20 protein-coding genes are annotated in these 23,092 nt (G+C 71.5%); 18 read left to right on the plus strand and 2 right to left on the minus strand.

Annotation, left to right across the window (positions count from 1 at the left end; genetic code table 11):
- The first annotated feature begins 217 nt into the window (after positions 1-217).
- The 16 genes from OG933_RS43520 (at position 218) to OG933_RS43595 (ending at position 17,821) form a co-directional block, all read left to right on the plus strand.
- Positions 218-1,264: a 3-dehydroquinate synthase family protein gene (locus tag OG933_RS43520; RefSeq protein WP_405632994.1), complete on the plus strand. Its 1,047-nt coding sequence runs from the start codon at positions 218-220 to the stop codon at positions 1,262-1,264.
- An 8-nt stretch (positions 1,265-1,272) separates the two neighbouring features.
- Entirely contained in the window at positions 1,273-2,124 is an 852-nt protein-coding gene (locus OG933_RS43525) for a shikimate dehydrogenase family protein (RefSeq protein WP_405632997.1), read from the plus strand.
- A complete protein-coding gene (locus OG933_RS43530; RefSeq protein ID WP_362525623.1) occupies positions 2,121-3,272 on the plus strand; it encodes an aromatic ring-hydroxylating dioxygenase subunit alpha in 1,152 nt (383 codons plus the stop codon). Before OG933_RS43525 ends, OG933_RS43530 begins: the two co-directional genes overlap by 4 nt.
- 94 nt (positions 3,273-3,366) lie before the next feature.
- Positions 3,367-3,618, plus strand: coding sequence for a phosphopantetheine-binding protein (locus OG933_RS43535; RefSeq protein WP_020129798.1), 252 nt, complete (start codon positions 3,367-3,369; stop codon positions 3,616-3,618).
- A gap of 61 nt (positions 3,619-3,679) precedes the next feature.
- Positions 3,680-4,384, plus strand: coding sequence for an FkbM family methyltransferase (locus OG933_RS43540; protein WP_362525620.1), 705 nt, complete (start codon positions 3,680-3,682; stop codon positions 4,382-4,384).
- A gap of 40 nt (positions 4,385-4,424) precedes the next feature.
- Positions 4,425-6,152, plus strand: coding sequence for a carbamoyltransferase (locus OG933_RS43545; RefSeq protein WP_405633000.1), 1,728 nt, complete (start codon positions 4,425-4,427; stop codon positions 6,150-6,152).
- Positions 6,153-6,174: 22 nt separating this feature from the next.
- Entirely contained in the window at positions 6,175-7,383 is a 1,209-nt protein-coding gene (locus tag OG933_RS43550; RefSeq protein WP_362525614.1) for a DegT/DnrJ/EryC1/StrS family aminotransferase, read from the plus strand.
- Entirely contained in the window at positions 7,383-8,453 is a 1,071-nt protein-coding gene (locus tag OG933_RS43555; protein ID WP_405633003.1) for a Gfo/Idh/MocA family protein, read from the plus strand. Before OG933_RS43550 ends, OG933_RS43555 begins: the two co-directional genes overlap by 1 nt.
- The gene (locus OG933_RS43560) at positions 8,450-9,670 is read left to right on the plus strand and encodes a DegT/DnrJ/EryC1/StrS family aminotransferase (RefSeq protein ID WP_362525608.1); all 1,221 of its coding nucleotides are present in this window, start codon (positions 8,450-8,452) and stop codon (positions 9,668-9,670) included. The genes OG933_RS43555 and OG933_RS43560 overlap by 4 nt, the downstream gene beginning before the upstream one ends.
- Positions 9,663-10,322 carry an HAD-IA family hydrolase gene (locus tag OG933_RS43565; RefSeq protein WP_362525605.1) on the plus strand — a complete coding sequence of 220 codons (660 nt, stop codon included), beginning with the start codon at positions 9,663-9,665 and terminating at the stop codon, positions 10,320-10,322. Before OG933_RS43560 ends, OG933_RS43565 begins: the two co-directional genes overlap by 8 nt.
- A complete protein-coding gene (locus OG933_RS43570; protein ID WP_405633006.1) occupies positions 10,319-10,792 on the plus strand; it encodes a type II 3-dehydroquinate dehydratase in 474 nt (157 codons plus the stop codon). The genes OG933_RS43565 and OG933_RS43570 overlap by 4 nt, the downstream gene beginning before the upstream one ends.
- A complete protein-coding gene (locus tag OG933_RS43575) occupies positions 10,789-12,936 on the plus strand; it encodes an AMP-binding protein (protein ID WP_405633008.1) in 2,148 nt (715 codons plus the stop codon). Before OG933_RS43570 ends, OG933_RS43575 begins: the two co-directional genes overlap by 4 nt.
- Positions 12,933-13,898 carry an ROK family protein gene (locus OG933_RS43580; RefSeq protein WP_405633011.1) on the plus strand — a complete coding sequence of 322 codons (966 nt, stop codon included), beginning with the start codon at positions 12,933-12,935 and terminating at the stop codon, positions 13,896-13,898. The genes OG933_RS43575 and OG933_RS43580 overlap by 4 nt, the downstream gene beginning before the upstream one ends.
- Positions 13,895-14,767 carry a glycosyltransferase family 2 protein gene (locus OG933_RS43585; RefSeq protein ID WP_405633014.1) on the plus strand — a complete coding sequence of 291 codons (873 nt, stop codon included), beginning with the start codon at positions 13,895-13,897 and terminating at the stop codon, positions 14,765-14,767. Before OG933_RS43580 ends, OG933_RS43585 begins: the two co-directional genes overlap by 4 nt.
- Positions 14,764-16,167: a condensation domain-containing protein gene (locus OG933_RS43590; RefSeq protein ID WP_405633017.1), complete on the plus strand. Its 1,404-nt coding sequence runs from the start codon at positions 14,764-14,766 to the stop codon at positions 16,165-16,167. Before OG933_RS43585 ends, OG933_RS43590 begins: the two co-directional genes overlap by 4 nt.
- Before the next feature lie 319 nt (positions 16,168-16,486).
- A complete protein-coding gene (locus OG933_RS43595) occupies positions 16,487-17,821 on the plus strand; it encodes a condensation domain-containing protein (protein ID WP_405633020.1) in 1,335 nt (444 codons plus the stop codon).
- Positions 17,822-17,878: 57 nt separating this feature from the next.
- On the opposite strand, the gene OG933_RS43600 is transcribed toward OG933_RS43595, so the two are convergent.
- Positions 17,879-18,184 carry a phosphopantetheine-binding protein gene (locus tag OG933_RS43600; protein WP_362535020.1) on the minus strand — a complete coding sequence of 102 codons (306 nt, stop codon included), beginning with the start codon at positions 18,182-18,184 and terminating at the stop codon, positions 17,879-17,881.
- Between the two features lie 135 nt (positions 18,185-18,319).
- On the opposite strand from OG933_RS43600, the gene OG933_RS43605 reads away from it, so the two are divergent.
- Entirely contained in the window at positions 18,320-19,726 is a 1,407-nt protein-coding gene (locus OG933_RS43605; protein ID WP_405633024.1) for a condensation domain-containing protein, read from the plus strand.
- A gap of 6 nt (positions 19,727-19,732) precedes the next feature.
- Here the strand turns inward: OG933_RS43605 and OG933_RS43610 are convergent, their stop codons facing one another.
- Positions 19,733-21,511, minus strand: a complete 1,779-nt coding sequence (locus OG933_RS43610) for a condensation domain-containing protein (RefSeq protein ID WP_405633026.1) — start codon at positions 21,509-21,511, stop codon at positions 19,733-19,735.
- Positions 21,512-21,784: 273 nt separating this feature from the next.
- Here OG933_RS43610 and OG933_RS43615 point away from each other — a divergent pair, with 273 nt between their 5' ends.
- A complete protein-coding gene (locus tag OG933_RS43615; RefSeq protein ID WP_405633029.1) occupies positions 21,785-23,089 on the plus strand; it encodes an MFS transporter in 1,305 nt (434 codons plus the stop codon).
- Positions 23,090-23,092: the final 3 nt, after the last annotated feature.

Below are 23,092 nucleotides of genomic sequence, written 5' to 3' on the forward strand. Positions count from 1 at the left end.
GCGGTCGGCTTGGGATTTACGGCCAGGTCGCTCGACCGGTCAACCCTAACTGTTCGTCAACCATGTAGCCATAGGACCCAGTTGGGACTCCATGACCGTGAAACATTCTGTACATGCCGGGAACCGGCGGTCTTCACGTCGGGGGGTGGACCTTGATCGGCACCGTTGGTTAGCATGCCGTCGGTGAAGGCCGGACAGCCACGGGGGCACTGAAGGCATGAGCGCAATCCGCCGTATCGACGTCACGCTGAAAGACCACGACTACGCCGTCCACGTCGGATCCGGCGCTCGTCGACTGCTGCCGGCCGTCCTGAAGGAACTGGGCGTCGGCCGCGTCGCTCTGGTGAGCGCCCTGCCGGAGAGAGAACTTCCCGATCCCGGTGTGCCGTTCACGGTCGTGCCGGTGTCCGACGGCGAGCAGCACAAGACGCTCGCCTCGGTGGAGTCGTACTGCCGCGCCTTCGTCGGCGCGGGGCTGACCCGGTCCGACGCCGTGATCGCCTGCGGTGGCGGCACGACGACGGACACCGTCGGCCTGGCCGCCGCCCTCTACCACCGCGGCATCAAGGTCGTGCACCTGCCGACCACGCTGCTCGCCCAGGTCGACGCGAGCGTCGGCGGCAAGACCGCGGTCAACCTGCCCGAGGGCAAGAACCTGGTCGGTGCCTACTGGCAGCCCAGCGCGGTGCTGTGCGACACGGACTTCCTGCACACCCTGCCCCGGCGCGAACTGCTCAGCGGATACGGGGAGATAGCCCGCTGCGCGTTCATCGGCGCCGGCGATCTGCGCGGGCTCGACCTGACCGAGCAGATCGTGGCGAGCGTGACGCTGAAGGCGTCGGTCGTCGCCCGTGACGAACGCGACCGGGGCCCACGCCACATCCTCAACTACGGCCACACCCTCGGGCACGCCATCGAGCGTGCCACCGACTACGTCTGGCGGCACGGCGAGGCGGTCGCGGTCGGCACCGTGTTCGCCGGGCTGCTCGCGGGTCGGCTGGGCCGCGTCGACCGGCACAGGGTGGCCGAGCACCAGGAGATGGTGGAGAGCTTCGGACTGCCCACCTGGCTGCCGTCCGGCGTGTCCGTGGCGACCCTGGTGGAGCTGATGCGGCGCGACAAGAAGGGGCAGGACGCCGACGCCGGACTGACGTTCGTCCTGGACGGCCCCCGAGGGGTCGAGCTGGTGCCCGGCGTCGACGAGCACCTGGTCTCCTCCGTCCTGGCGGACCTGCCTTCGGGCGCCGCCCCCACCTCGGCCTGAGGAGCGCCATGCCCGACGCCCCGCCCGGCCCGAGCGTCATCTCGGGCACGACCCGCCTCTACGTGGTCCTGGGAGACCCGGTGGCCCAGGTGCGCGCCCCCGGCCTGCTGAACGACCTGTTCGCCCGTACCGCGCGGGACGCCGTGCTGGTTCCCGTGCATGTCGGTCCCGACGGCCTCGCGGAGGTGATGCGCGGACTGCGCCGGATGCGCAACCTCGACGGGATCCTCGTCACCGTGCCGCACAAGATCGAGGTGTGCCGGTACGCCGACCTGCTGGGCCCGGCCGCCGAAGTGGCCGGCAGCGCCAACGCTCTGCGCAGGAACCCCGACGGGACCTGGCTCGCCGAGAACTTCGACGGCGCCGGCTTCGTCCACGGGCTGCGCCTCCACGGCCAGGACCCCGCGGGCGCGACCGTCGCCCTGGCCGGGGCCGGCGGCGCCGGACGGGCCGTCGCCGCGGCCCTGCTCACCGCCGGCGTCGCCCGGCTGCGGCTGTACGACCCCGACCCCATCCGCCGGGAAGACGTACTGGCCCGGCTGGACGCACGCTGGCCGGGTCGCGTGACGGTCGGCGCGGAGGGCGACTTCGACGGCGACGGCGCCGACATCGCGGTGAACGCGACCCCGCTGGGTATGCGTCCCGGTGACCTGCTGCCCTTCGACCTCGCACGACTGCCGCGTACCTGTGCGGTCGCCGACATCATCATGAAGCCGGCCGAGACCGCCCTGCTCAAGGCCGCCCGGGAGAGCGGACGCCCCGTCGTGTACGGCCGCCACATGCTCGACAGTCAGGTGCTCCTGTACGAGGAGTTCTTCGCACTGCACGCACCGGAAGGAAACGGGAGGTGGGAGCCGTGATCGACCATGCCCAGGCTGTGGCCCTCGCGCAGCGGGCCCTGGCGCACCTGGAGGCCGGCACGACGGACCAGGCCGAGGACGTGCTGCGGGTCCCCGTCACGGAATACCTCGACCCCGACCGGTGGCGGCGGGAGGTCGACGTCGTCTTCAAACGGGTCCCGCTCGCGCTCGCGCTCTCCGTCGAACTCCCGGGCGCCGGCTCCTACAAGGCCCTGGACGCGCTGGGCACCCCGGTCCTGCTCACCCGTGGACAGGACGGCGTCGTACGGGCGTTCCTCAACGTCTGCCGCCACCGCGGTGCCCAGCTGTGCCCGGCCGGAACCGGCACCCGGCACCGCTTCCGCTGTCCTTACCACGCCTGGGTGTACGACGACCGGGGCGGCCTCGTCGCCGTGCACAAGCCCGGCACCTTCGGGGACGTCGACACCGCCGAAATGGGGCTGCGCCCCCTGCCCGTCGTGGAGAGCCTCGGCTTCGTATGGGTGTGCCTCACCCCGGGCGCCGCGATCGACCTGGACGCCTGGCTCGGGGACTACGCGCGCGAGCTGGAGCGGCTCGAACTCGACAAGTGGCACGTCTACGAGCAGCGCGAACTGGCCGGCCCCGGCTGGAAGGTAGCCTTCGACGGCTATCTGGAGAGCTACCACATCCAGGCACTGCACCGCACCACGTTCGCCCCGACGTCCACCTCCAACCTGATGGTGGTGGACTCCTTCGGGCCGCACCAGCGGATTCTGTACCCGGTCAAGTCGCTCCGGACGCTGCGGGACATCCCGGTCGAGGACTGGGACCCCGCACCGCACTGCGGCACCGTCTACACCGTTTTCCCCAACGTGTCGATCGCCGGCACCTGGGAAGGACACGGAGTCGTCTCCCAGATCATGCCCGGCCCGGGCGTGGACCGAAGCAGCACCGTGCAGACCATCCTGACGCGCGTGCCGCCGGTCACCGAGGAGGACCGTCGCTACACGGCGGAGTTCAGCGAACTCGTCGAAAGGGGCGTGGCGGACGAGGACTATCGCACCGGATTTGACGTACAGGCAGCTTTGTCCTCCGGGGCGAATACGCACTTTTTGTTCGGACGCAACGAGTTGGCGTTGCAGCATCACCATCGCTGGTTGGACCGCCTGCTTGCAGAAGCCAACTAGTCACTCCACAAGCGCTTTTGAGGCTTAGTCAGGATGGACAGCCTCTGACCCACCGACTAGATTGTCACTCGTCCGAACGAATGAAAGGCTGTCTGTGAACCGCGACGAAGTGCTCCAGGAGATCCACCAAATCGCCAAGGAGTTTGCCGCCTCCAGTGGTCGTACGGTGAACGAGAACAGCAGCAACTTCCTCGAAGCCTATGGATTCACCTCGCTGGACGCGCTGGAGTTCCTGCTTCTCCTCGAAGAGCGCTTCGGTGTGACGTTCGAGGACGAGGACCTCACCGAGGACACGCTCACCTCCGAGGACCGGCTGGCCGACTACGTCGTCGAACGTCTCGGCTGAGTCCCGGGGGCCCCGCCAAATGACACCCCTGAAGCTGACAGAAGTCGCTGAGGGATTCTCCGTGCACGCCGTCAGCGCGCTGGACGCGCGCTTTCTGTACCGAGAGATGTTCGAAGGCGGAACCTACGACGGTATTTCCCTTCCCGACGAGCCGTTCGTCATCGACGTCGGGGCGAACATCGGGCTCTTCACGCTCTTCGTGAAGCAGCGCCGGCCCAAGGCGCGCATCGTGGCCTTCGAGCCGCTGCCCGAACTCGTCGCGGCCCTGCACGCCAACGTGGCGGAGTTCGGCCTCCACGACGTGTCCGTGCACGAGACGGCCCTGGGGAGCGAGGAGGCGGCCGGCGTGTCCTTCCGCTACTACCCGCTGCTCCCCAGCAGTTCGACGCTGTACCCGCAGGATCAGGGTCAGCTGAGGGAACTGCTGGGAAAGAGCTTTCCGCCGCGGGTCGTGGAGCGGATGTTCCAGGGACGCGAGACCACGGTCACCGTCGAACGGCTCTCCCGGCACATCGGCACCGACCGACCCGTCGATCTTTTGAAGATCGACGCGGTGGGCTCCGAACTGGAGATCCTGCGGGGTGTCGACGTGGAACTGCGCCCCCTGCTGCGCAACGTTCTCATCGACGTCCAGGACGTGCACGGCCGGGTCGCCGAACTCTGTCTGTATCTGCGGGAGATGGGCCTGGAGCCCAGCGTTTCGAAACCGCCGATGGCGGACGGAGAGGACACGCTGAACCACCTGATCCACGCCGTGCGGCCGTGACACAAGGAATCCTGCGAGCTCAAAGAGGGGGAACACAGGGATGCTGACGCTCGGCCTGGGCGGGTCCAATCACGACTTCGCCGCCTGTCTCGTCTCCGACGGCGTCATCGCCGCGGGAATCGAGGAGGAGCGGGTACGCCGGGTCAAGTACTCGGTCGGAGTCAACTCACTGTTCAACGAGTCGTGGCGGTACTGCCTCGACATGGCTCAGGCACGCCTCGCGGACGTCGACGTCATCGTCGCCGACGACACGCTGCTGGCACCCGCGTACTTTCCCTTCCGTAAGCGCATTCACCTGATACGTCATCACATGGCGCACGCCGCCAGCACTTTCTTCCCCTCGCCCTTCGAACGGGCCGCCATTCTCGTGGTCGACGGAGCGGGCAGCCTGATCGACGACCAGGGCGTGGAGACCCTCACCACCGCCGTCGGCGAGGGCACCACCATCACCGAGCTGTCCAAGGTGCTCGGCACCAACTGGTCCACCGACGGCCTCAGCGCCCTTCGGGTCTACCAGGCCGGCGACAGCGACCACTCCCTCGGCTACATGTACAAGGCGGTCAGCAAGGCCATCGGCTTCGTCCTGTACGAGAACGAGTACGAAGGCCGCCACTGGTACCTGTCCGAAGACGGCAAGACGATGGGGCTCGCGCCCTACGGAACCCCGCGCTACTGCAAGGAGTTCCGCGACTACCTCACGCTGCTGCCCGACGGCCGCTACGAACTGCACCTCAAGAACGGCGGACTGCTCGACTTCATCGAGCACGCCCTCGACGGCTACACGGGCGACGAGCGCTTCGCCCGCGCCGCCGATCTGGCCTACGCGGCCCAGGACACGCTGGAGGAGACCCTCCTGCACGTCGCCCGCCGACTCCACGCGGACACCGGGCTCACCGATCTGTGCCTGGCCGGCGGAGTCGCGCTGAACTGCGTGGCCAACGGCCGCCTGCTGCGCGAGACTCCCTTCGAGAACGTCTTCGTGCAGCCCGCCGCGGGCGACGGAGGCTGCGCCGTCGGCAACGCCTACTACGGTTACCACGTCATCGCCGGCCGGCCCCGCGAAAAGCCCGCCCGCACCGCCCAGCGCCACGCCTACCTGGGCCGCACCTACGACGACGGCGAGGTACGGGCCGCGCTCGATGCCTTCGGACTGCCCTACCGCAAAGTGGACGAGCCGTCCCGGATCGGGGCCGAACTGCTTGCGCAGGGCAAGCTTCTGGGCTGGTTCACCGGCGGGGCGGAGTTCGGACCGCGCGCTCTGGGCCACCGCAGCATCCTGGCCGATCCCCGGCGCGCCGAGATGAAGGACATCATCAACGCCCGCGTCAAGCACCGCGAGCCCTTCCGGCCCTTCGCCCCGGCGGTACTGCGCGAGCATGCGGCCGACTACTTCGACCTCGACATCGAGTCGCCGTACATGCTGATCGTGGCCCCGGTCCGGCCCGAGAAGCAGGGCGAGGTCCCGGCCATCGTGCACGTCGACGGCACCGCCCGGGTGCAGACCGTGACAGCCGAGGACAACGGCGCCTACCACGGGCTGATCGAGCACTTCCACCGGTTGACCGGAGTTCCGGTGGTGCTCAACACATCGTTCAACGACAACGGTCAGCCGATCGTCGAGACCCCGCAGCAGGCCCTCGAGTTCTACGGCGGCAGCCGGCTGGACTGGATGATCATCGAAAACTACGTGGTGGCGCACTCGGCCGACGACCTGGAGGCCCTGGCGTCCTCCCTGTCGTCGGCGACCGGCAGCCCCGCCACCGACTGAGACCGACTGAGAGGGACGCACTGTGGCTCTGGCACTCGACGGCGGGAATCCGGTCCGCCGCCACGACTTTCCGGCCTGGCCCTACCACGACGACACCGAACGCGCGGCGCTGATCCGCGCAGTCGACCAGGGCCAGTGGTGGCGAGTCGGCGGTTCCGAGATCACCTCTTTCGAGGCGGAGTTCGGCGAGTACCACGGCGGCACGACGCTCGCCGTCACCAACGGTACCCACGCCCTGGAACTCGGCCTGGAACTGCTGGGCCTGAAGCCGGGCGACGAGGTGATCGTGCCCGCCTTCACGTTCATCTCCACCTCCATCGCGGTACAGCGCGCGGGCGGCGTCCCGGTCCCGGTCGACGTGGACCCCGTGACGTACTGCCTCGACCCGCAGACGCTGGAGGCGGTCCGCACACCACGGACACGCGTCGTCATCCCGGTCCACATGGCCGGGCACGTCGCCGACATGGACGCCATCGGAGCCTGGGCCGCCCGGCACGACATCGTCGTCTTCCAGGACGCCGCGCACGCGCACGGCGCCGTCTGGTCCGGCCGGCGCGTCGGCGACTTCGGTACGCTCGCCGCGTTCAGCTTCCAGAACGGCAAGCTGATGACCGCGGGCGAGGGCGGGGCGCTGCTCCTGCCGTCGCAGGAGTGGTTCGACGAGGCGTTCTCCCGGCACAGCTGCGGCCGGCCCCTCGGCGACACGAACTACGAACACCGCACCCCGTCCTCCAACTACCGCATGACGGAGTTCGCCGGGGCCGTCCTGCGCGCCCAGCTCGCACGGCTCGCCGAGCAGAACGCACGCCGCGAGAGCCGCTGGAAGACGCTGTCCGCGGCGCTGCGCGACATCCCGGGAGTGGTCCCACAGGGCCGCGACCCGCGCTGTGACCTCAACCCGCACTACATGGCCATGGCCGCCCTCGACCCCGCGGCGCACCCCGGGATCGACCGTGACCTGCTGGTCAGGGCGCTGGTCGCCGAGGGCATACCCGCCTTCGTCAATTACCCGCCGGTCTACCGCACCCAGGCCCACGAGGCGCTGCTCGGCAACGGACTGCCGGACACGGCCGAGCTCGCCGAGCGCAACCCGGTCAGCGAACACCTGGGCGCGCACGGCTTCTGGCTGCACCACCGGGTGCTGCTCGGCACGGACGCCGACTGCGCCGACGTCGCGGAGGCCGTGGCCAAGGTGCTGACCGAGCTGGCGGGGAAGAAGCGTTCCGCTTGATGAGGGTCGCCGTCATCGGACTGGGCTGGGTGGCCCGCGAGGTATGGCTGCCCCGGCTGGTCAAGCACCCGGACTTCGACGTCGTCGCCGTGGTGGAGCCGCGACCCGAGGCCGTGGAGCGGGCCGCCGCCCTGGTGGGCGGGGCGCGGGTGTACGGCGGGTACCAGGAGCTCGGGCCGCGTGAGGCCGACCTCGTGTTCGTCCTCACCCCGAACCACACCCACGGCGCCCACGCGAGCCACTTCCTGCGCCAGGGCCTCGCCGTGTTTCTGGAGAAGCCCACCGGCACCGACTTCGGCCACCTGCGGCTCCTCGAAGACGCCGCCCGCGACGGCGGGGGGCGGCTGCTGCTGTCCACCGCCGCTCGCCACCGCGCGGACGTGGGGGAGCTGGCGCGTCTCGTCGCCGACGGGGCGCTCGGCACGCCCCGCCACGCCGAGCTGAGCTGGGTGCGCTCCCGGGGCATTCCCGGCAGCGACTGGTTCGCCCGCAGGGAGACGGCCGGCGGCGGGGTCCTGGTCGACCTGGGCTGGCACGTCATCGACGTCCTGCACCACCTGTGGGGTGCCTCCGGCGTGCGCCACGCCACCGCCCTCGCCTCCAGCGACTTCCTCACCCGCGCGGGCTGGGGCGCGGACTGGCACACGGGCACGGCCGGCCTGGCGAACGCCGATGTGGAGGACCAGCTCACCGCCCTGGTGGCCACCGAGCGATACGGAATGCACCTGCGCTTCGCCTGGGCCTCGCACGAGCCGGTCGACCGCACCCGGCTGGTGCTGCACGGCACCGCGGGCACCGCCGAGCTGACCACCACGTTCGGCTTCAGCCCCCGACGTGTCGGCGAACCGGCGCTCACACTCCGCCAGGCGGGATCAGAGCGCCGGGTGCCGCTTCCCCCGGCCGGCGTCGGCGACGAGTACGACCAGCAACTCGACGCGCTGGCCACCGAACTGGCCCGGCCCGACGCCACGGACCGGGCGCTGCGCGAGGCCCGCGAAGCCCTGGCCGTCGTCGAGGCCTGTTACCGCGCCACGTCCGCCCGTTGGACAGCACCGGAGACGAATTCATGACTGCATCCCTGTCCGAGCCCACGGCGCTGCGCTACGAGCCGCTGCGCGGCCTCGCCCTGTGGGGCCAGGAGGAGAAGGCCGCCGCACTGGACGTGCTGGAGAGCCGCTCCCTGTTCCGGTACTACGGTCCCGCGCTCCAGCGCCGCGTCGAGCGGTTCGAGGAGCGGTTCGCCGCCCTGCACCAGGCACCCCACGCGGTCGGCGTGTCCTCCGGCACCGCCGCCCTGACCTGCGCCCTGATCGGCCTGGGGATACCCGAGGGCGGTGAGGTCATCGTGCCGTCGGCCACCTTCATCGGCTGCGTCAACGCCATCGTGGCCGCGCGCGGCGTCCCCGTCTTCGCCGACATCGACGAGTCGCTCACCCTCGACCCGACGGCGTGGGAGAAGCTCGTCACCGAGCGGACCTTCGCGGTCATGCCCGTCCACCTGAACAACGCCGCCGCCGACATGGACCCCATCCTGGCCGTCGCCCGTGAGCACGGCATCCGGGTCCTGGAGGACGCCGCCCAGGCCTGCGGGGTCAGCTACCGGGGGCGCCCGGTGGGCTCGATCGGTGACGCGGGGGCCTTCAGTTTCCAGCTGGAGAAGAACATCACCGCCGGTGAGGGCGGCGCCGTCGTCACGACGGACCCCGACGTCCACGACCGCGTGGTCCGCTACCAGGACCAGGGCGGGCAGTTCACCACCTCACGCAGCGGCGAGCGTGGCGGTGCCGCCGGCGAGGCCTTCCTCGGCGCCAACCTGAGGATGACCGAGATCGCCGGCGCCCTGCTGTCCGTACAGCTGGAACGGCTCACGCCGATGCTGCGACGGCTGCGCGACATCGCCCGGACCGTCCGCGCGGACCTCGCCGACCTGGAGCTCGAGTGGCGGCGGCTGCCGGACGAGGAGGGCAGCGGCGGCGATCTCACGGTCCTGCTGGACGACCGCATGGCCGCCCGCCGGTTCGTCACCGTGCTCACCGCGGCCGGCATCCCCGCGGCCACGCTCTATTCGGGCCGCCTGGTCCAGCAGAACCCCGCCGTCCGCGCCGGCCGCACCCCCTGGGGCGTCGCCTGGGACGCCACCGCGCGCCTGCGCGCCAGCGAGGCCGTGCTGGGCCGGTCCGTCACCGTCGGACTCGGCGCGACCATGACGGACGACGACGTGGCCCATCTGGTGGCGAGCATGCGGACGGCGTCCGAGGCCGTCCGAAAGGGAGCGAACCGTGAGTGACCTCTGGCCGCGGGCCGTCGTCCTGGACCTGGACGGCGTTCTCATCGACAGCATCCACGTGATGCGCAGGGCTTTCCAGCGGGCGTACGACCTCACGGTCGGCGACGGCGAGGCACCCTTCGAGGAGTACCTGACCCACCTCGGGCGGCACATGCCCGACACCTTGGCGATCATGGGCCTGCCCGTCGGGATGTACGAGCCGTTCGTCGTCGAGAGCCGCAAGCTGGTCCACGAGATCGAGCCGTGCCCCGGCGCCGCGGAACTGCTCGCCGGACTGCGCGAGGCCGGCGTTCCGACCGCCGTCGCCACCGGCAAGACCCATGGCCGTGCCGTGGAGGCACTGGCGGCAACCGGCCTGCTGGACCTGGTGGACGCGGTGTGCGGCAGCGACGAGGTGGCGCACGGCAAGCCGGCTCCCGACATCGTCCTGCTCGCCCTGGAGAAGATCGGCGCCGCCGCCGAGGGCGCCGTCATGGTCGGCGACTCCGTGCTGGACCTGCGGGCCGGCCGCGCGGCCGGCACCCGTACGGCCGCCGGCCTCTGGGGCCAGGGCGACCGGGAGGAACTGCTCGCCCACCGGCCCGAACTGGTGGCCGGCTCGTGTGCCGAGCTTGCCGCCCTGCTGCACCGCCGTGAAGGGACCCCCGCGTGACCATCGCCCAGACCTCCCGTGACCTGCTGCTGCTCAACGGCCCCAACCTGGGCACGCTCGGCACGCGCGAACCCGGGATCTACGGCACCACCACCCTCGCCGAGGTGGAGGAGTCGGTGGCCGAGCTGCTGGCCCGCGCCGGATACGGGCTGCGCAGCGAACAACACGACGGCGAGGGCGAGTTGATCCGTGCCCTGCACGAACACCGGGACACCGCCGCCGCGATCGTCAATCCCGGCGCGCTGATGATCGCCGGCTGGAGCCTGCGCGACGCCCTCGCCGACTACCCGGCGCCCTGGGCCGAGGTGCACATCTCCAACGTCTGGGCCCGCGAGTCCTTCCGGCACAACTCCGTCGTCTCGCCCCTCGCAGTGGGCGTCATCGCGGGCTTCGGCACCCACGGGTACGAACTCGCCGCCGAGGCACTGGTACGGCGGCTGGAGACGGCGGCGCAGGGTACGGCCAAGTGAGTGCCGCGAACCTGTGGGAGGCACTCTCCCGGGCGGAACTCGACCCGGACGCGCCCGCGCTCGGCGACCTGTCCCGCCGGGTGGCCGTCGTACGCGTGACCGAGCTGGCCGGACGGCTGCGCGCACAGGGCGTACGGCCCGCCGAGGTCGTCGGCCTCCAAGGTCCCAACCAGCCGGAATGGGTGCTGGGCCTGCTCGCGCTGACGGCGGTGGGTGCCTGCCCCCTGCTGCTGCCCGCGGACTCGCCACCGGCGGAGACCCGCAGGCTGCTGAGGACCGCCGGCGCCCGGCGGACGCTGGTGACGGACCCGGGTGAGGCGGACGGGGCGGTGCTTCGGGCGCAGGACGGCGTCGTGGACGACGGGCCCGTCGGTGCCGGGATCATCGCGGCCGAGGCGGACTCCGATCCGGCCGCCCACGCCCCGGGCACGGTGATCCTGGTTTCCTCCGGGTCGACCGGGACGCCCAAGCTCGTGCCCCGGTCGCCGCGTTCCGTGCTCGACGAGGGCGTGCGCTACCACCACGCCGGTCTGGCGCTGCCGGACGACCGCGTACTGCTGCCGCTGCCGCTGAGCCACGCCTACGCGCTCGGCTGGCTGGCCGGTGCGCTGGTGGCCGGGGCGCACGTGGACCCGGTGCCGCCGCGTGCCGTCGGCGCCGTGCACAGCCGACTGCGCGAGCGGGCGACGGTCCTGGTCACCGTGCCCGGCCTGGCCCGCGTCCTGGCGCGCAGGCGGGCCCTGACCGACGACGCTCCGTTCCCCGCGTTGCGCCGGGTGATGGCAGGCGCCGGATACGTGGACGCCGAACTGGACGCGCTGTGGACCCGCACCCTCGGAGTGGGAGTCTCCCGCAACTACGGCTCCAGCGAGACGGGCTCCGTGCTGTGGGGAGACCCCGGACTGCCGTCGGGAGCCGTCGGCCGTCCGATGCCCGGTGTGCGGGTCGACCTGCTGGACCCCGACGGCACGCCGCTGCCCGGCCAGGAGGCGGCCCAGGGAGAACTCGCCGTCGTCCTGGAGGACGGCTCGGTCCACCGCCTGCACGACCTCGCCGATCGCGACGAGCACGGAGTCCACCGCATCCTGGGCAGAGCCCGGCGCGGAGTGGTCCGTCGGGGGGCCCGCTGGGTCTCCACGATGGAGGTCGAGTCGGTGCTCCGGGCGGCCCCCGGCGTCGCCGACGTCTCGGTCACGGCGACGGGTGCGGACGACTCGGACGACCAGGGGCTCACCGTCGAGTACGTGCCCGCCGACGCCCAACTGGCCGCTCCGGCACGGGTGCAGGCGTACGCCCGTGCCGAACTGGCCGCGTTCAAGGTGCCCGACAGCTTCCAGCCGCGCTACCGGCTGCGCCGCTCCGCCGTCGGCAAGGCGCAGGCGGCCCCCGTCTACCGCCTCGCGCGCGCCGCCCGCCCCGGGACCACGGCCGAGCAGGTCATGGCGGCGGCCCTCACCGAACTCGGCCTGCCCCCGCTCCTGGCCCAGGGCGGCACCGCCCCCGACCTGGCCGGGACGGCGGGGCTGCGCGCGGACGTGCTGGCGCCCGTGCTGGACACCGCCTGCGCGCTGGGGCTGCTGGTCACGGACACCGCCACGGCCGGTGCGCCGGACGCCTGGGCGTACTCCCCGGACGTCGTGCCGGTCGGCCGGACGCTGGCGGCCCGGGTGCGCGGCGAAGCGGCGGGCGACCGACCGACGCTGCCGGCCGCGCCCGCCGGACCTCCGGCAGCGGAGAAGGCCCTGCGTGCGAGCGTCGAGGCGCTGCTGGCCGAGGCCGCCGTCGACGGTGCGCTCCTGGAGATCGGCGACGGCGGTGCCCCACCGGCGGCCGACGCCGAGTACGGCGCCTGCGTGGTCCTCGGGGGTGTCCACGGCCCGGCCGCCCAACTCGGCCCGCTCGCCGCACTGCTGAGGCCGAAGGGACTGCTCGTGATCGCTGACGCCTTCGTCCCCGACCCGCTCGCCCTCACCGACGACCTGAGCCGGACGACGGCGGTCCGCTGGCTCGTCGACGGACACCTCCACTGGTGGACGACGCAGGAGCTGCGGGCAGGGCTGGAGGCCGTGGGGCTGCGGGTGGAGGAGAGCCGCGATGCCGAACAGGCGCCGTACGCGATCCTCGTCGCCCGGAAGCCGTCGTGACCGGTGACCGCCCGCGCACGCACCCCGGCACGGCGGGCGGCGTCCTCGCCGTGGACATCGGAGGCACCAAGCTCGCCCTGCGCGCGATTGCCGCCGGTGCGGCCGTGTACGAGCGCACCGTGCCGTGGCCCGTCGGCGGTGACGCGGGAGGCGAGTCGGAGCTGATGGAGGCGTCCGTCGCCGAGGCGGTCGGCGCGCTGGGGGGAGCCCCCGTCCGGATCGGCGTGGCGGCGGCGCCCAACGTCGACGCCGACGGATCCGTGCTGAGCTGGCCCAATCGGCCCGACTGGGTGGGCCGTTCGCTGACCGCGCCCTTCGCCGGCAGCGGCGCCGAGGTCCTCTTCGGCGACGACGCGACGCTCGCCGGGCTGGCGGAGGCCATGTCCACGGGCAGCCGGGACCTGGTCTACCTGGGCATCGGCACGGGCGTCGGCGGCGGGCTGGTCAGTGGTGGCCGACTGCTGACCGGCGCCTGGGGCACGGCGGGCGAGCTGGGCCACCTGGTGGTCGATCCGCGGGGCCCGCGCTGCCGGTGCGGCACGCGTGGCTGTCTTCAGGCCGTGGTCTCGGCCGAGGCGCTGGCCGCGCACGCCGCCGCGGCACGTGGACTTCCCACGACGAGCGCCGAACTGGTGGCGGGAGTGGACCGCGCCGAACCGTGGGCGGATCGCACTCTCGACCACGCGGCCGACTCGATAGCCGGCGCGCTGCGGGTCCTCGTGGAACTCGTCCAGCCCGCGCAGGTACGCATCGGGGGCGGCCTCGGAGCCGCGCTCGCGCCCCTGCCCCGCAGGGTCGCGCGCCGCCTGGCCGCGAAGGCCCGCCCGGGCCGGCCCCTCCCCGAGGTCGGTCCGGCCGTCCATGGTCCGCACTCCTCCCTCGCCGGCGCGGCCCTGCTCGCCGCTCACGGCACGAGCGTGCTCGGCGGGGCGGACCTGTTCCGCGAGGGGTGCCCGTCATGACCCGGCCGACGGTCAGTGTGGTCATCCCGACCCGTGACAAGGCGGACAGCCTGCGGCTCGTCCTGGCCTGCCTGGCTCGTCAGTCGTGCCCGGAGCCCCACGAGATCGTGGTCGTCGACGACGGCTGCACCGACGGCACCGCCGACGTCGTGACGGCAGCCGCCGCACAGCTGCCCCTGCACACCGTGCCGGGACCGCGGGCGGGCCGCGCCGCCGCACGCAACGCCGGGGCGGCCGCGGCGCGCGGCGGCCTGCTGGTCTTCCTGGACGACGACATCATGCTCCCGCCGCAGGCCCTGGCAGCCCACCTCGCCGGGCACACCGGCCGGGAGCCCGGTTGCGTTCACGGACCGGTCCGTGAACTTCCCGCCGCCCGGCGTCTGTTGGCCGCCGCGCGGGACGAACTCCTCCCCGACCCCCATGCGGCGGCGACGAGCGGCCGGTTCGGGCGCACGGTGGCGAACGCCCTGGAATCCCTGGTGACGAGCATGACCACGGGTGAACTCGACCCCGTGGCACCCTGGTTGACCTGCATCGGAGCCAACACCTCCATGCCGTACGGGCTGTGGGAGCGATCCGGGGGCTACGACGAGTCGTTCGGTACGACATGGGGGTGCGAGGACCTCGAACTCGGCCTGCGTCTGTGGTCGTCGGGGGCGGGGATGCGCCTCGCTCCCGACGCACCGGGCGTCCACCTCACCCACGAACGCGCCGACCGCTGGGAACAGCACACGGTGAACCTCGCCCGGTTCACCGAGAAGCACCCCGTGCCCGCCGTACGCGCCCTCCCGGAGCTGCTCGGCCCCTCGGGAAACAGCCGCCGCTACGTCACGGCCGTACGGACCCTGGAAGAGAGCTCCCGCCCATGATCCACGAAGTCAGTACCCACCCTCCCTCGGCCGGCCCCGCCGCGCTGCCCCTGTTCTCCCGCCAGGACTGGTGCTGGGAGTGGACCCGCAGCTACACCGGTGACTCCACGCCGATCGAGTCGTCCGAGACCCTGCTGTTCAGCGGGCCGCTCGACACGGGAGCACTGCGGGACACGCTGGCCGAGATCGGTACTCGGCACGAGGCGCTGCGTCTGCACCTCGTGGCAGGCGCCGGGCCGGACCCGTCCGCGGTCTGGCCCGGACAGGGGCTGCGGCCGTCGCCGGGGCCGCTGGACGTCGTACGGGCCGCACCGGGGGATCGTGTGGCGGAGGTGACGCGGATCCTCTCACGGCCTCTCGACCTGACGGACCGCATGACGCGCACGACCCTGGTGCGGACGGCGGAGGAGGAGCACGTCCTCGTCGCGCAGTTCCACCACCTGATCTTCGACAGCACGTCCCACCGCCTGTTCCGGAACCTGCTCGCCGATGGCTACCGGGAGCGTGTCGCACCGGGCGACGGCACCGCCAAGCGCCCTGGCGAGCCCGCGAGTTACACCGGCCTGATCAGCCGCGAGCACGCACCCGAGGTACGTTCCGCCGTGCACGGGCGGGCAGCGGCCCTCGCCGAGGAACTGCGGGCGTACGGTGCGGCGGACCCGCTGGCGGGCGATACCGGGGCGGTCGTTGCCGAGGCGGAGTTCGGCTCCCTGCCGGTGGCGCTGACGGCCGAGCGGACCCGGCTGTTGCTGCGGCGCTCGCGCGCCGAGCGCGTCACGCTCCACACCGTTCTGCTGGCTGCCCTCGGCCACGCCGTCGCCACGGTGTACGAGCGGGACCGCCTGGTGTGCTCCGTGTACACGCACGGGCGGACCTCCGCGAGCGCCCGCGAGACGCTCGGCCTGTTCAGTACCGTGGTCCCGGTACCGGTCGACACGCGGTACCGGTCCCTGACGGAATTCCTCAAGGCCGTCCAAGGCAGTGTCCAGCGGGCCTCGGGCTCCGCCGACCTGCCGTTCAGTGAGATCGCCTCCCGCGTCCTGGACCGCCCGCCGGGCGAGGGGGCCTACTACCGCAGCGCTCTGGCCCACCTGGAACTGCGGCTGAGCGGAGTGACCGGCTGGCTGCCGGAGGAGCCGAACCCGGTGCCGGCGATGCCGTCCGGGCTCGCCGTGACCCCGCAGGACCTGTATCCCGAGCACCCGTTCCCGGTCTTCGCCGGCCCCGAGCAGGCGCTGGCGTGCGCCAGCACCCTCTTCGCCGACCTGGAGATCGCGGACGGGGCCCTCACGGGCTCCCTGTGGTACGAGAAGCACTATCACGACGCCACAAGGGCGGCACGGGTGGGCGAGATATTCATGCACTTCATAGAGCGATTGAGTGAGGGCGGCGTTCCATGATGCGTCGTCAGAAATGGCTGCGCTGAACGGCATTGCCGAAATTTTACGGATATGCCGAACCGTCACGGTCTTACGGCAAGCCTTATTGACGGGAGATCACTCCGCCTGGAAGCATTCCCCTGCCGCCGACCGGTGGCAGAGGAACCCGCCTACAAAGAGGGGAAGTTGACATGACGAAGGTCAACTCTGTAAGCCTCGCACTCATCAATCTCGAGCAGCTCCGCCGCCAGGCCGCGGCGAAGTAGTACCACCGACAAGTGCCGTACGGGAGTCGCGACTTCTCGTACGGCACTCGTCGCATCTTCGGGCGAGGGAGCGCATGAACCGGGCAAGTGGAAGTGCCTACGCCGCGGAATTGAGCCGTCAGCAGCAACGGCTCTGGGAAGTGGAGTGCGTGGTTCGAGGAAGCGCGCTGCTGCACACCGGCATTGCGCTGCGCCTCGACGGAATGCTCGACGAGAAAAGGCTTTCCCACGCCGTCACGGCCGTATTTCAGCGACATGAACTGCTCAACACGGGCTTCCACGCGGACGGCGAGACGCTGACCCTCGGTCCGGCCACGCACCACGAGCCGCGCGTCCTGCACCGCACGGACCTGCGCGCCGACCGGGCCGGACACCTCGCCGAGGTACGCCGAGCGGCGGCCGCGGCCCATGCGGAGGTCTTCCCCCTGGCCGGTGAGCCCCTGGCGCGCGCCCACCTGACACTTCTCGGTGACGGCAGCGGCGTCCTGCTCCTCACCTTCCACCGGCTCGTGATGGACCTGTTCTCCTTGCATCAGGTGGTGACGGACCTTCAGGAGGCGTACCGGGTCGGACCGGACGAGCCACTCCCGCCGGCGGACCGGTATTCCGCACTTCTGGCCACCCGCGAGCACCGCAGGTCCGCCGACTGGGAGTTCTGGCGCACGGAGCTGTCCGGCTTCCCCACGCCGTGGATCGGCGAGCGGCGGCCGCAGCCGGGCTGGCTGCCTGACGGCGCCGAACTGCGCGTTCCCCTCGACGCCGCCCTGTCCGGCCTGATCCGGGCGAACGCCCGCGCCGCGCGCTGCACGCCCACGGTGTACGTCACCGCCGCGGCAGCCCGACGGGTGCTGGAGCGCTCCGGGGCCGCCGACCTGGTCCTCGGCACCATGTCCGCGAACCGCATGAACTCCGACGCGGTGGGTCCGCTCGCCCAGGCGGTCCTCGTCCGCGTCGGGCCCTCGGCCCCGCACGGTGACCAGGAGGTGCTCGCCCAGGTGCGGCGCGGGCTGCGCGAGGGAATCGCGCACCAGGGAGTGGAGTTCGAGGAGATCGTCGACCTGCTCACGGACGGGATGGGTGTCGCGCGCGACGACCTGGCCCCGCTGAGCGTGAGCGTGACAGCGGACTCCTGGCAGGGTTCCGTGGCGGGACTCGCCTTCACCCTCTTCGACCTGGACGACGACCTGGACGACGATCGGGGCGACGATCGGGGCGAAGGGGAGGCCGAGGAGGAGGACGAGGGCGCCGCCGGGCCGGTGGTCCGCCCTTCCCAGCTGGACCTGGAGTTCAACCTGTCCGGAGCACGGCCGCAGTTGGTCCTCACCTACGACCGCCGGTGCTTCGGCGCACCGTGGTGCGAACGGTTCGCGGCCGACCTGCTGACCGACCTGGAGACCGGCCGCGGCTGATCAGGCCCTCGGACCGGACGGGCCACCGTTCGCTCGGGTCTGGCCACCGTCGCTCGGTCAGGCCGTCCCGCCACGTGTGCGGTCGATCGTCTCCAGCCCCAGCCGTCGTACGTCCCCGAAGCGCGCCTCGTCGAGAAGCGCGGTCATCAGAGTGACGTCCAAGTCCTCGACGTCCGGGGCGAATTCCGCGGCCTGCGAGGCGATCCGGGCCGCGTCGATCGAGGTGCCTCCGGCGTCGTAGAAGTCCGAGTCCTCCTGCGGGAGGGAGCCGAGCACGCCGTGCCATGCCTGAGCGAGGGCCGCCGCGAGACCGTCGAGTCCCTGCGGACCCTCCCGCGTTGCCGAGGTGTCCACATCCGCCATGGCAGGAACATAACGCACCCCGCTCACCTCCATCCGAAGTTTTACAGTTGTGTGGCATGACCGCTCTGACGAGGGGATATGCCGTGCGCCGAGGGTAGCGTCGACAGCGTTACGGCGTCCTCCACAAGGCAGGTCATGACGGCGACATCCCCTGGGTCAGATCAAGGACTTCCCCTCTCCTCGCGTCAGGAGTGGTGCTGGGAGTGGGAGAGGTGTTACGACGAGTTCTATCCCAAGGCCGTCTCCCTCGACTGTTCGACCACCCTCCGCATGCGAGGGGCCCTGGACATCGGCGCGTTACGCGAGGCGCTGGCCGAAGTCGCCCTGCGCCACGACGCGTTGAGGCTGCGGCTGCTCGACCCAGGGACCCCGATCGAGCAGGTGGTCCGACCGCGGCAGGCGCTGCGTCCGGAGCCGTTCCCCCTGGAGACCATGGACCTGGGCGACGCACTGCGCCGACGGGAACTGCACGAGATCCTCCTCGACCTGACCACACGGCCCTTCGAGGTCACCGACTGGCTGTCGCGGGCCACCCTGCTGCGGCTGGCCGCCGACGACCACGTCCTGCTGACCAGCTTCCACCACCTGGTCTTCGACGAGCCGAGCCATCAGATCTATCTGCGCGACCTCGCCCACTTCTACAACCGCCGCGTGGCCGCCCCCGGTGCCGCCGGCATCCGACCGTCCTTGTCCTACGAGGAGTTCGTCCGCACCGAGAACACATCTCGAGCCCGCCTCGACGCCGCGTCCCGCCTGGCGGGCTGGGCGGACCGGCTGCGCGCCCACGGATCCGGGGACCTCCTGCCCGGCCGCGCCGACGGGTTCCTCCCGCTCCAGCACCAGTACGACAGCGTCCCCCTGGACCTGTCGGCCGAAGAGTCCCGGCGGCTGCTGCGCGCGGCCCGCGGTGAGCGCGTCTCCCTGTACGCGCTGCTCGCGGCGGCGCTGGCCCGGACACTGGGTGGCTTCTACGGCCGCGAGCGGCTGATCCTCTCCACGCCCTCGCACGGCCGTGTGCGCCCCGAGACCCGCTCCGCCGTCGGCCTGTTCTCCAACATGATCCAGGTGCCGGTGGACCTGGGGCGGACCTCACCGAGCGGACTGTTCCGGCAGGTCGACGGCGTCCTCAGGGACGCCTCGGCAGTCGTCGATCTGCCGTTCGGCCGGCTCGCCGAGGCCGTCCTGGGCCGCCAGGGCGACGCGGCCTTCTACCGCCACGCCCTGGCGCACGCGGAGTTGCGCCTGTACGGGGTGACCGGCTGGATCGTCGACCGACGGGAACACGAGTTGCCCATGCACGGACTGCGCACCGGCCTCGCCCCCTACTACCAGGATTTCTCCCGGCTCAAATACGCGACACCACAGTCGTCCCTGGCCGCCGCGGCCACTCTCTCGGTCGGCCTCACCATGGAGGCGGGCCGGCTGACCGGCGCACTGCGCTACGAGACGACGTACCACGGACGCCGGACGGCCGAAGCCCTGGCGAACGGCTTCCGGGGACGGCTGACCGATCTGGCGCGGGTCGGGGCCCGCAGGGCGTGAGTCCCGTCAGGCCCCGGCCGTGTCGGGGGAGCGCCGGGCGGGGGACTCCCGGCCCGGCCCTTCCGCGAGGACCTCGTACCGCCGCCACTCCTCCACCGTGGCAGGCACATCGGGACCCGACCCGCAGACGACGTACCGGTGCGGGGCCATGACGAACCTGTGCCCGGGCAGGGCGGCCAGCAGCAGCCGGTGCACCTCCGGCGGACCAGGCGGCTGCTGGGGCTGCCGGGGCACGAGGTACGCCGTCAGACGGGGGCGGCCGCCGGGGCCGGGTTCGACGAAGACCTGGGCGGAGCGTGGGGACAGCGTCCGCGTGAGCAGTGCCTGTACCTCGGCCGGATCGATCCAGCAGCCGTCCACGAGCACCAGGTCCTCGCGTCGGTCCAGCCCGGCCAGTGCCGCGGCGTCCCGGACGAGGTCCTTCGGTCGCGGCGCGTCGTCCGCGGCGGCCCGCAGGAGGATCTCCTCCAGACAGGTGAGGAAGCCGGTGAGCCGGCGGCGGGAGAAGAGTGCCGTGTCCGCGGAGAGCGTGACCTCGAAGCATCCCGACACGCGCCACACGTCGACGTAGAACTTGCCCGGCTCCCACTCCTCGAAGCCGCCGTCGTCATCGAAGGCCGTGAGCTCGTGCGCCGTGTCCTGGGCCGTCGGCGCCCCGTCCTCTCCTTGATCGCCGTATCCGTGGATGTTGAGGAAGCACTCCAGATCCAGGTCGACGCCTCGGGCGGACGCCACCGACGCGGTGAGCAGATCGAGCCGCCGCGGGTCGCGCTCGCCGACGCGGTAGGCGCGCAGGGATGCCTGCCACGCGGCGTGCGCGAGGTCCCGGAACGGGAGATCGGCGACCGTGAGGGCCACCGGGATGATCTGGAAGAAGGTACCGACCGAGTTGCGGCTCTCCACGGACGTCCGGTTCGCGCAGAAGAGCCGGAACGTGGCGTCCTCCAGCCCGCTGATCGCGCTGACCAGCACCGCGAGGGCGCCGGTCAGCACCGCGTTGGCGGTCGTGCCGTGGCGTGCGGCGGCCTCCGCCAGCGCACGTGCCGCCGCGCGGGAACGCATCGTGATCTTCGGGAATCGGGGGGATTCGGGAGTCCGCAGCGGAAGCGGGAACCGGTCGTTGGGGAAGCGCGAGAGCTGAGCGGTCCAGAACGCCTCGGCCCTGGCCTCGCTGCGGCCACCGGCCCGGCGCTGCGCCGCGGCGTGCTCGCTCGGTTGCAGCAGCGGGCGGGGAGGCCGGGCGGACAGGACGTCACGTTCCTCGGGGGCCGCCGACAAGAGCTCCTTGAGGTCACCGGCGATCACCTGGACGCCCCAGCCGTCGGTCGCGACATGGGACAGACACAACGCCACCCCGGACACGACGCCCGAGACGGTGATCACCGCGATACGCAGGGGCCACTCGAACACGGTGAAGGGAAGGCGCCTGAGCTCCTCCAGGACGGCCCCGGTCGCCTCGTGGCCTCCGCGGTGGTGGACCCGGACAGGGACCCTCCCGCTCGCGCAGACGAACTGCTGATACCCGCCGTCCTTGCGTACGTTGAGCCGCGTTCGCAGGGACTCGTGGCGCTCGATCACCACCCGGAGAGCCTCACGGACGTCGTCGAGCGTCGTCATCGTTCCCGCCTCGCACTCGATCAGCAGGTCGAGGTTCATGTGGTCCGTGTACGGAGCGGAGTTCTCCATCCACCGGCACACCTGATCCTGACTCCAGGTGAGGTCGGCGGCGCCCCAGGTGGCGGCGTCGAACTCGACGTGGACCAGTTCGGTTGCGTGGCGACTCATTGATCGGCCGTCTCCTCGGTCGCTGGGGTCGGACGGGACAGCTGCGGGGGCCGGTCGCGTCGCGCCAACTGCCTTACCGCGCACGGCTGGAAGACAGTGGTGTGAAGATTCCTGAGGACCGGTGATCACCCGTTCGAACTCACATATTCTGTCCGGCGTCGCGTTCGGATACACGGGGTACTGCGTGGTGCGGTCGCGCCGGGCGGGCCGAGAGAGGAGCGGACGGGTGAGTCACGCACGAGGTCCGGCAACGGACCCGACGGGGGACATGCGATGACCGACGGACTGGCGGCTCGACTACCACTGGACCTACTGCGCGAGCGGAACCTGCGACGGCTGTTCTGCGCGCAGGCCGCCTCGGTCCTGGGCAGCAGCATGATGCCCATCGCGCTGTCCTTCGCCGTGCTGGAACACGGCGGCGGGGCGAGCGGGGTCGGCCTGGTACTGGGCGCGCAGACCGCGCCCCTCATCGTGTTCCTGCTGGCGGGCGGTGTGCTGGCGGACCGGTGGGGCCGCCGGGTCACCATGATCGGGAGCGACCTCACCCGCGCGGCCATCGAAATCACCGTCGTGGTCATCCTGCTGACCGTCGGCATGCCGCTGGGCGGCTTCGTCGCCTTCGCCGCGGCGCTCTCCGTGGCAGCCGCGTTCTTCCACCCGGCCTTCCACGGGTTCGTCCCCGAGGTCGTCGCCGGCAAACGCCTCCAGGAGGCCAACGCCCTCGGTTCCACGCTCAATTCGATCGGCTCGCTGCTCGGACCCGCCGTCGCCGGCGCGCTGGTGGCCTGGACCGATCCCGCCTGGGTCATCGCCATCGACGCGGCGACCTTCCTGGCCAGCGCGCTGTTCCTGGCCGGAGTGCGCACCTCGTCGTCCGCCACGAAGTCCGCCCGCGAGGACGAGAGTTTCTTTCAGCAACTGCGCCACGGATGGCGGGAGTTCAGCTCACGCACCTGGTTGTGGTCCCTGCTCGTCTACACGTCGCTGGCGTCCACCTTCGTTCTGGGGCCCGTGATGGTGCTGGGCATCGCCTTCGTCGGTGGCAAGGAGAACGGTGCCGCCCAATGGGGCACCGTCATGGCCGCGCAGGGAGTCGGCTCACTCCTCGGCGGGTTCGCGGGAATGCGGTTGCGCTTCCGCAGGCCGCTGCTGGTGTCCGTCTTCTGCACGTTCGGTCTGGGAGCCTTCGCCGGTCTCCTCGCCGTGCGCGCGCCCGTCTACGTCCTGGTGCTGGGCTCGCTGCTGTCCGGCGCGGGATTCGCGCTGCTGCACATCCTCTGGACGAGCGCCCTCCAGGCCGATGTGCCGTCCGACGCGATGTCCCGTGTCAGCGCGTACGACGGTGTGGCGACCGTGCTCTCCATGACCGTGGGCTACTGGTGGGCGGCCCCGACCGCGGAGCGTCTCGGGGCCACGTCGTTGCTCTGGTTCGGCGTGGTGTGGACCGTGGCGAGCGCCGCCGCGATGGTCACGCTGCCGCAGATCCGCCGGTCCGCGTCGGCAACGGAGAAGGACGAGGACGAGAACGAGGACGACGGGATCACCCCGGAGGCCCGGGAGCCCTCCACGACGCACTGAGAA

Origin of the sequence: Streptomyces sp. NBC_00016 (assembly GCF_045040885.1) — a bacterium.
Classification (GTDB): domain Bacteria; phylum Actinomycetota; class Actinomycetes; order Streptomycetales; family Streptomycetaceae; genus Streptomyces; species Streptomyces coriariae.